The organism is Kitasatospora sp. NPDC088346 (genome assembly GCF_044740765.1).
In the GTDB taxonomy this organism is placed as follows: Bacteria; Actinomycetota; Actinomycetes; order Streptomycetales; family Streptomycetaceae; genus Kitasatospora.
The window spans coordinates 340,392-349,730 of the sequence record NZ_JBIURH010000004.1 but is presented as its reverse complement, the minus strand read 5'-3'; the positions used below and the strand labels follow the sequence as shown (position 1 = coordinate 349,730).

The following is a 9,339-nucleotide window of genomic DNA, read 5'->3' as shown; positions in this document are numbered from 1 at the left end:
CGCCCGGTTACATTCCGAACCCGGAAGCTAAGCCTCAAAGCGCCGATGGTACTGCAGGGGGGACCCTGTGGGAGAGTAGGACGCCGCCGAACAATCTTTCAGAGAAGCCCCTCCCGGGTCACCCGGGAGGGGCTTTTCGCATTCCCGGGCAGCCGCCGGGTGAACGGGAGCTGATGCGGCGTAAGGTCGCTCACATGGAGACCGCTGAGCACATCTCGCGCGCCGACGACCAGGGCCGGATCCTGGCGACGGACTCACTCACTCCGGAACAACTCGACCTGGCCCGGGCGGTGCTGACCGCGGCAGCCGTGACGGACGGGCGGGAAGCCGTCTCGGAGGCCGGCCGGCTGAGGATCAGGGCGGACAGCCCGCGCCCGGGCGTGCGACACCTGGTGCAGACGTACGCCGACGCGGCAGCCGGGTACGCGCAGCTGGAGAGCACCAGTCCGGCCGCGGCCGCCGCCGAGCTCGCGGTACTGCCGGACCTCCGGGGCAGGGGGCTGGGCCACCGCCTGGTGGACCAGGTGCTGGCGGCGGCCGGGCCCGGCACGTCGGTGGACTTCTGGGCGCACGGCGGCCACCCCGCCGCGGGCCGGCTGGCCGAGGTCTACGGCGCGGAGCTGGTGCGGGAGCTGCGGCAGATGCGCCGGACGGCGGACGCACCCGAGGGGGTGCCGCTGCCGGTGGGGATCGAGCTCCGGACCTTCCGTCCGGGCCAGGACGACGACGCCTGGCTCCGGCTGAACGCCCTGGCCTTCGCCCACCACCCCGAGCAGGGCGGCTGGACCCGGGACGACCTGGCGGACCGGCTGGCGGAGCCCTGGTTCGACGCGGCCGGCTTCTTCCTGGCGACCCGGGACGGCGAGCCGGTGGGCTTCCACTGGACGAAGGTGCACCCGGACGGCCTCGGCGAGGTGTACGTGGTCGGCGTGGCCCCGGGCGAGCAGGGCAGCGGTCTCGGGCGGGCGCTGACGGCCGCCGGCCTGCGGCACCTGCTGCTGGAGCGTAAGGTGCCGGCCGTACTTCTCTATGTGGACGCTGACAATCCGGCGGCGGTGCGGGTATATGAGCGGTTGGGGTTCACCATCCACGAGGTGGACCTGATGTACCGCGTCCAGGCGGCGGCCGTCGGCACCGGGCAGCACTCCCGGGTGCAGCCACAGGGGTGACCGACTCAGCTTTCCTCCCGGCCATGCGGTGTTTACCGTGGATTCAATTGACACCGCGAAGATCACAGGATGAAGCCCGAAGTGCCTCGTCCACGTACCGCCCACCGATCGGCCGGTAATCCGCCGGCCGCGCACGGTGGGTGGACGCCGGTGCAGCGGGACGAGGGCCGTACGGGCGCCACCGGTGCTTCGTACAGCCGAGACTTCGCCCCGCAGGAGGAGCTGGAAACCATGAGCATCCCTCGGCCTGTCTCCGCCTCGATCCCGTCGGCGCCCGGTACCCAGGGCGCCGGTACGGCAGAGGGCCCGGCATCCGCGGTCCCCGACGGGTCCCCGGCTTCCGACGGATCGGTTCCCGGCGGTCCGGTCGCCGGGTCCGGTGGCGCCGCTCAGGGCCGGGCCGAGGGCGCCGCGGCGCAGGCCCGTCCGGCCAAGCGCGCCACCGCGAAGAAGGCCGCACCGGCCAAGCGCACGGCGGCGGCCAAGCGCAGCACCGCCAAGCGCACCACCGCCACGCCCGCCAAGCGCGCGGCGACCGCGGCGCAGACCGCCTCCGCGAGGACGCTGGGCGCCGTGGTGGCCGCCCCCGCGCCGGCGAGCGCCCTGGCGCTCGGCCTCGGCCCCGAGGAGGGCAAGCAGTCGCCGGGCGCCGACCACGGGCTGGGCGAGCTGCCGCAGGGTCGCTTCCTGGACCGGGAGCGCAGCTGGCTGGCGTTCAACGAGCGGGTGCTGGAGCTGGCCGAGGACCCGACCATCCCGCTGCTGGAGCGGGCCAAGTTCCTGGCGATCTTCGGGTCGAACCTGGACGAGTTCTTCATGGTCCGGGTCGCCGGCCTCAAGCGCCGGATCGCGACCGGGGTCGCCCAGAAGTCCGCGTCGGGGCTCCAGCCGCGCGAGGTGCTCGACCTGATCTGGCGCCGATCGCGGGAGCTGATGGCGCGTCACGCGGCGACCTTCCAGCAGGAGGTGCTGCCGGACCTGGCCGCCGAGGGGATCGAGCTGGTCCGCTGGTCGGAGCTGGTGGACAAGGACCAGTTGCGGTTGCACGCGCTGTTCCGGCAGCAGATCTTCCCGGTCCTGACGCCGCTGGCGGTCGACCCGGCGCACCCGTTCCCCTACATATCGGGGCTGAGCCTCAACCTCGCGGTGGTGGTCCGCAACCCGGTCTCCGGCCACAAGCACTTCGCCCGGGTGAAGGTGCCGCAGTCGCTGCCGCGCTTCCTGGAGGCCTCGCCGCAGCGGTACGTGCCGCTGGAGGACGTGATGGGGGCGCACCTGGAGGAGCTCTTCCCCGGGATGGAGGTGCTGGCGCACCACGCCTTCCGGGTCACTCGCAACGAGGACCTGGAGGTGGAGGAGGACGACACCGAGAACATCCTCAAGGCGCTGGAGAAGGAGCTGATGCGGCGCCGCTTCGGGCCGCCGGTGCGGCTGGAGGTCGAGGAGTCGATCGACCCGTACATCCTGGACCTGTTGATCCGCGAGCTGAACATCACCGAGGCGGAGGTGTTCCCGCTGCCCGGTCCGCTCGACCTGACCGGGCTGTTCGGGATCGCGGACCTGGACCGTCCGGAGCTGAAGTACCCGAAGTTCGTGGCCGGCACCGCCCGCGGCCTGACCGACGTGGAGTCCGCCTCGCAGCCGGACATCTTCGCCGCGATGCGGGAACGGGACGTGCTGCTGCACCACCCGTACGACAGCTTCTCCACCTCCGTGCAGGCGTTCCTGGAGCAGGCGGCGGCCGATCCGCACGTGCTGGCGATCAAGCAGACGCTGTACCGGACCTCGGGCGACTCGCCGATCGTGGACGCGCTGACCGACGCCGCGGAGTCCGGCAAGCAGGTGCTGGTCCTGGTCGAGATCAAGGCCCGGTTCGACGAGCAGGCCAACATCAAGTGGGCCCGCAAGCTGGAGGAGGCCGGCTGCCACGTGGTCTACGGGCTGGTCGGCCTGAAGACGCACTGCAAGCTGTCGCTGGTGGTCCGGCAGGAGGGTGACACCCTGCGCCGGTACTCCCACGTCGGTACCGGCAACTACCACCCCAAGACGGCGCGGCTCTACGAGGACCTGGGCCTGCTGACCGCCGACCAGCAGGTCGGGGCGGACCTGTCGGACCTGTTCAACCGGCTGTCCGGCTACTCGCGGCGGGAGTCCTACCGGCGGCTGCTGACGGCGCCGCGCGGGCTGCGGGACGGCCTGATCTCGCGGATCAACGGCGAGATCGCCCACCACCGGGCGGGCCGTCCGGCGTACGTGAAGCTCAAGGTCAACTCCGTCGTCGACGAGCAGCTGATCGACGCGCTGTACCGGGCCTCGCAGGCTGGGGTGCCGGTGGACGTCTGGGTGCGCGGGATCTGCGCGATCCGGCCGGGGGTGGCCGGGCTGAGCGAGAACGTCCGGGTGCGCAGCATCCTCGGGCGGTTCCTGGAGCACTCGCGGGTCTTCGTCTTCGGCAACGGGGGCGACCCGGAGGTCTGGTTCGGCAGCGCCGACATGATGCACCGCAACCTGGACCGCCGGATCGAGGCGCTGGTGCGGGTCGCCGACCCGGCGCACCGGACGGAGCTGTCCGGGCTGCTGGACCTGGGGATGTCGGACGAGACCGAGTCCTGGCACCTGGGGTCGGACGGCAGCTGGACCAGGCACTCCCAGGACGCCGAGGGCCGGCCGCTGCGGCACATCCAGGACCTGTTGATCGAATCGCGCCGCCGCCACCGCAGCGCGGCGGGCACGCGTTGACCGGCCGGCACTGACCGGCACGCGATGACCGGCCGGCGCCGACCGGCCACGGTCGGAGCACGGGAGCACCGGACACCAGCCCCGGGTCCACCGCCACGGCGTGGGCCCGGGACCACATCGGGGAGAGCAGTGCCATGACCGAAGCGCCGACCACGGCAGCCGCGACGTCCGCGGCGACCGTCGGGGAGGTCCTTGCCGGCTACCTCACCGCGCAGGCGGGGGTGTTCCTGCGCGCGCTGCCGCAGGCGGTGGGCGAGGCGGGGTCGAGACCGGGCGCGCTGCCGGCCTCGGCGGCGGCCGCGGACGACCTGCTGCGGGCCGTGCGGCGGGTCGGCGGGGTGCTGCACACCTTCGGTGCCGCGTTCGAGCAGGGCTGGGCCGAGGAGGCCAGGACCGAGCTGCGGTGGCTGCTGAACCTGCTCGGCCAGGAACCGGCGTACCAGCGGCGGGCGGCCCGGCTGCTGGCGGCCGTGGACTCGCTCGGCGAGACCGCCGCGGAGGGCCCGGGCATGCTGGCCGGACACGCCGGGACGCCGAAGGCACGGGCCCTGCTGGAGCGGCAGCTGACCCTGGCGCGGACCAGGGCGCACACCGCGGTCCTCCAGGAGCTGCGCTCGGCGCGGCTGCACGCGCTGGCCGACCGGATGACGCTGCTGGCGGGTGACGTCCCGCTGGTGGGTGCCGCGGCCGCCCGGCCGGCCGCGGAGCTGCCGGGGCAGGCGGTGGGCGCGCTGGCGGCGCTGGTGTCGGGGGCGGAGCAGCTGCCGCTGAGCCGGGCCGCCACCCCGTACGGCGGCGACGGTCTGCACCGGCTGGCCACGGTGCCGGCTGCCCGGGGCCCGGTGCTGGACGCGGAGGCGGCGCTGGCCGCGGACGACGCGCCGTGGCACCGGGTGCGGATCCTGGTGAAGCGGGCCAGGTACGCGCTGGAGGTCTGCCGGCGCCCGCTGCCGGAGCTGGACGGGCTGGACGGGGTGCTGGACCGGCACCAGGAGGCGGCGGACGCCGCGGTGACCGCCGCGACGGCGGCGCGCACGCCCAGGATCACCCCGGCGACCGCGTACGTGCTCGGCGTGGTGCATGCTGATCAACGACTGGAGGTGGAGGCGTCGCGGTACGCCTTCGGCCACCAGTGGCCGACGCTGTCCCTCGGCCTGGCGGCCGGGTGGGAATCCCTGCGGCCGGAGTCCGGGGGCGTACCCCCTGCACCACGGATGGCATGAATGGGCGACCGCCTGACCGCCGCGCGCGACGCGGCCCGTACGTACGGCTCCCGCACCGGTTCGGGCGGCGGTGGGGCGGGGGCGCGCCGGGGGCGGGTGGGGCGTTCGACGATCCTCGCCGCCGGTGCGGTGCTGTGGGTGCCGGGCCCGGTGGCGAAGGACGGGCGGCGCCGGAAGAAGCCGCGGATCGCGCTGGTGCACCGGCCCAAGTACGACGACTGGAGCCTGCCGAAGGGCAAGTTGGAGCCGGGGGAGGGCTGGCGGGCGGCGGTGCTGCGCGAGGTGCGGGAGGAGACCGGCCTCGACTGCGTCCTGGGGGACGAGCTGCCCGCGCAGCACTACCGGGTGAACGGTCGGCCGAAGGAGGTCCGGTACTGGGCGGCGGTGCCGACCGGAGGCGGTTTCGCGCCCAACCGGGAGGTGGACCGGCTGGAGTGGCTGGCCCCGCGCAAGGCCCGGGCGCGGCTCACCCATCCCCGGGACCGGGAGCTCGTGGACGCGTTGCTGGCGGCGCTCGGCACGGATGTCCGGCGGGTCTGAGACCGGGGGCACGGCGGGTCCGGACCCGGGGTGCGGCGGGTCCGAAACCCGGGGGTGCGGCCCGCGGCCCGCGGCCGCCGGGTCCTGGTGATCTCGCTGCGCCCTGCTCGTGACGCAACCGTTACTACCGGCCGCAGTTTCCTGTCGTCCGTTCGAGGTTCACTCCCCGTTCATTTGCGACCGCCTGATGCGTCACCTGCCCGGCCTAACTTCGGGTCTACCGGAGGGCCGAGCAAGGCCCCGGACCACAGCAAAGCCCGCGTCGTCGGGCCCCTCGGGGGGCCGGTCGGGCGCAGGTGATGCCTCAGAAAGGGACACCCTGTGAAGCTCCAGCGGAACGGCCGCTCCAAGGCCCTCGCCATCGGTGCCGTGGCGCTCGTCAGCTCGCTGTCGCTCGCCGCGTGCGGTACCGACGACAACACCAAGCCCGCCGCCGGCGGTTCCTCCGGTGCGGCTCCGGCCGCCGCGATCGCCTGCGCCAAGGGCGGCCAGCTGCTCGGTGCGGGTTCCACCGCCCAGGGCAACGCCGTCGACGTGTGGAAGGCCGCCTACGGCGCCGCCTGCTCCGGCACCACCGTCACCTACGGCGCGGTCGGCTCGGGCGCCGGCATCCAGCAGTTCAACCAGGGCAAGGTCGCCTTCGCCGGCTCCGACTCGGCCCTGAAGCCGGCCGAGGTCGACGCCTCCAAGGCGGTCTGCACCGGTGGCCAGGGTGTCAACCTGCCGATGGTCGGCGGTCTGATCTCGGTGGTCTTCAACGTCGACGGCGTCGACAAGCTCGTCCTGGACGGCCCGACCATCGCGAAGATCTTCGACTCGCAGATCACCAAGTGGAACGACCCGGCCATCGCCGCCCTGAACCCGGGCGTCAACCTGCCGGCCGCCGACATCCAGGCGATCCACCGCTCGGACGACTCGGGCACCACCGAGAACCTGACCAAGTACCTGGCGAAGGCCTCGAACGGCGCCTGGACCTACCCGGCCGCGAAGACCTGGGCGGGCAAGGGCGGCCAGTCGGCCAACGGCAGCGCCGGTGTCTCGGCCCAGGTGAAGGGCGTCAAGAACTCGATCAGCTACGTCGAGCTCTCCTTCGCCCAGACCAATAAGCTGAACAGCGCCGCCATCAACACCGGCGCCAGCAAGCCGGTCGAGGCCACCGCCGCCAACGGCGCCACCACCTTCGCCAAGGCGAAGATCGCGGGCACCGGCAGCGACCTGGCCCTGACCCTCGACTACGCGACCAAGGACGAGGGTGCCTACCCGCTCGTCCTGGTCACCTACGAGATCGCCTGCGACAAGGGCAACAAGGCCGAGAGCCTCGACCTGCTCAAGTCCTTCCTGACCTACACCATCAGCGACAACGGCCAGCAGGCCATCGGCCAGGCCGGCTACGTGCCGCTGCCGAAGGAGCTGTCCGCCAAGGTCCAGGCCGTCATCCCGACCCTGGCCTGATCCACCGCCGGTACCACGGGCAGGGCGGCCCCCGAAGGAGGGGGCGGGGCCGTCCTGCCGGGTACCGGTGCAGATCGACCGTCACACACGTCCGGGGCACCGCCGCCATTGGTGCCGCCCTCCACGGGGCAGCGCCGCCAGACCGGAGTAAACGATCATGACTTCATCGCCCCCTGCCGACGCCGAGGGCAGGGCAGAGCGGAGCCGGCGTGACAGCCGCTTCGCCGACAAGGTTTTCTTCAACTTCTCCCGCGGGTCGGGCATCCTGCTGCTGGTCATCATGGCCGCCATCGCGGGCTTCCTGGCCTACCGCTCGGCTCTCGCCCTGGGCAAGAACGACGGCAACTTCTTCACCACCTTCGAGTGGACCCCGGACGGCGCCCGGCCGGTCTTCGGCATCGCGGTCCTGACCTTCGGCACCCTGGTCAGCGCCGTGATCGCGATGGCGATCGCGGTGCCGGTGGCCGTCGGGATCGCGCTGTTCATCTCGCACTACGCGCCGCGCCGGATCGCCCAGCCGTTCGCCTACCTGGTGGACCTGCTGGCAGCGGTCCCCAGCATCGTCTACGGCCTGTGGGGTGTGCTCTTCCTGGTCCCGCACATGGACGGTCTGACCAGCTGGATGGACCAGTACCTGTCCTGGACGTACATCTTCGACCAGACCAAGAACGGCGCCCCGGCACGCAACCTGTTCACGGTCGGCATCCTGCTGGCGATCATGGTGCTGCCGATCATCACCGCGGTCACCCGCGAGGTCTTCCGGCAGGTCCCGCGGATGCACGAGGAGGCGGCCCTGGCCCTCGGCGCCACCCGCTGGGAGATGATCCGCACCGCGGTGCTGCCGTTCGGCCGCCCGGGCATCATCTCGGCCTCGATGCTGGGCCTCGGCCGCGCGCTCGGCGAGACCATCGCGGTCGCCATCGTGCTCTCCAGCAACAGCCAGCTCTCGCTGCACCTGCTCGACCCGGGCGGCGGCACCTTCGCGCAGAACATCGCGCTGAAGTTCAACGAGTCCCAGCCGTTCGGGCGCGACGCCCTGATGGCCTCCGGCCTCGTCCTGTTCGTGATCACCCTGCTGGTGAACGGCGCCGCCCGGATGATCATCGCGCGCCGCAAGGAGTACTCGGGGGCCAACGCATGAGCGCCACAACCACGACGTCCCCGGCTCCGCTGCTGCGCCGCGACCTGACCGCGGCCCGGCTCCCGAAGTGGGCGCCGGTCGGGGTGGCCGTGCTCGCGATCGCACTCGGCTGCGCGATCGGCGCGGGCGCCGGACTCGCCAGCCACATCCAGTGGGGCCTGATCGCGTCCGTCCTGTTCCTGGTGCTCAGCTACGGTCTCTCGGCCAAGGTCGAGGGCCGCCGGCAGGCCAAGGACCGCTTCGCCACCTCGGTGGTCTGGGTGGCCTTCATCGCCGCGGTGGTCCCGCTCGGCGCGCTGACCTTCTACACGGTCCAGCAGGGCATCGGCGCCATCAACGGCAACTTCCTGACCCACTCGATGAAGGGCGTGGTCGCCTCGACCACGGCCGACGGCGGCATCTACCACGCCATCATCGGCACCCTGGAGCAGGTCCTGCTGGCCACCCTGATCGCGGCCCCGATCGGCCTGCTGACCGCCGTCTACCTGGTCGAGTACGGCCGGGGCCGGCTGGCCCAGGCGGTCACCTTCTTCGTCGACGTCATGACGGGTGTCCCGTCGATCGTCGCCGGTCTGTTCATCTTCTCGCTCTGGACCATGCTCAAGCAGGGTTACTCCGGCTTCTCCGGCAGCCTCGCCCTGGCGATCCTGATGATCCCCGTGGTCGTCCGTTCCGCCGAGGAGATGCTGAAGCTCGTTCCGAACGAGCTGCGCGAGGCCTCGTACGCCCTCGGTGTACCGAAGTGGAAGACCATCGTCCGGATCGTGATCCCGACCGCCATCGGCGGAATCACCACCGGCGTGATGCTGGCCGTCGCCCGCATCACCGGCGAGACCGCTCCGGTCCTGATGCTGGTGTTCGGCAGTGACGTCATCAACAGCGACCCGTTCCACGACCCGCAGCAGTCGCTGCCGCTCTACATCTGGCAGCAGTACACCGTGGTCAACAACGAGTACGGCTACGACCGTGCCTGGGGTGCGGCGCTGGTGCTGATCGCCTTCGTGATGGGGCTCAACCTCGTCGCCCGGGGCATCGCACGCTGGCGTTCGCCCAAGGCCGGGCACTGACACCGACT

7 protein-coding genes and 1 rRNA gene are annotated in these 9,339 nt (G+C 72.1%); all 8 read left to right on the top strand.

All coding sequences use genetic code 11. The features are described from left to right. Positions 1-92 (top strand): 5S ribosomal RNA (gene rrf, locus ACIOFR_RS09380); the annotation flags it as partial. Between the two features lie 102 nt (positions 93-194). Beyond that, on the top strand, positions 195-1,169 hold the full coding sequence (gene mshD / locus ACIOFR_RS09375) for a mycothiol synthase (protein WP_400993981.1): 975 nt from the start codon (positions 195-197) through the stop codon (positions 1,167-1,169). Between the two features lie 231 nt (positions 1,170-1,400). Then, positions 1,401-3,908 (top strand): RNA degradosome polyphosphate kinase, encoded by a 2,508-nt coding sequence (locus ACIOFR_RS09370; RefSeq protein WP_400993979.1) that lies wholly within the window; start codon positions 1,401-1,403, stop codon positions 3,906-3,908. 134 nt (positions 3,909-4,042) lie between these two features. Further along, positions 4,043-5,131 (top strand): CHAD domain-containing protein, encoded by a 1,089-nt coding sequence (locus tag ACIOFR_RS09365; protein WP_400993976.1) that lies wholly within the window; start codon positions 4,043-4,045, stop codon positions 5,129-5,131. Next, positions 5,132-5,671, top strand: coding sequence for an NUDIX hydrolase (locus ACIOFR_RS09360; protein WP_400993973.1), 540 nt, complete (start codon positions 5,132-5,134; stop codon positions 5,669-5,671). Positions 5,672-5,992: 321 nt separating this feature from the next. Further along, positions 5,993-7,123 (top strand): phosphate ABC transporter substrate-binding protein PstS, encoded by a 1,131-nt coding sequence (gene pstS / locus ACIOFR_RS09355; RefSeq protein WP_400993970.1) that lies wholly within the window; start codon positions 5,993-5,995, stop codon positions 7,121-7,123. Between the two features lie 157 nt (positions 7,124-7,280). Beyond that, positions 7,281-8,264: a phosphate ABC transporter permease subunit PstC gene (pstC, locus tag ACIOFR_RS09350; protein ID WP_400993967.1), complete on the top strand. Its 984-nt coding sequence runs from the start codon at positions 7,281-7,283 to the stop codon at positions 8,262-8,264. Then, positions 8,261-9,331, top strand: a complete 1,071-nt coding sequence (gene pstA, locus ACIOFR_RS09345) for a phosphate ABC transporter permease PstA (RefSeq protein ID WP_400993964.1) — start codon at positions 8,261-8,263, stop codon at positions 9,329-9,331. The genes pstC and pstA overlap by 4 nt, the downstream gene beginning before the upstream one ends. Positions 9,332-9,339: the final 8 nt, after the last annotated feature.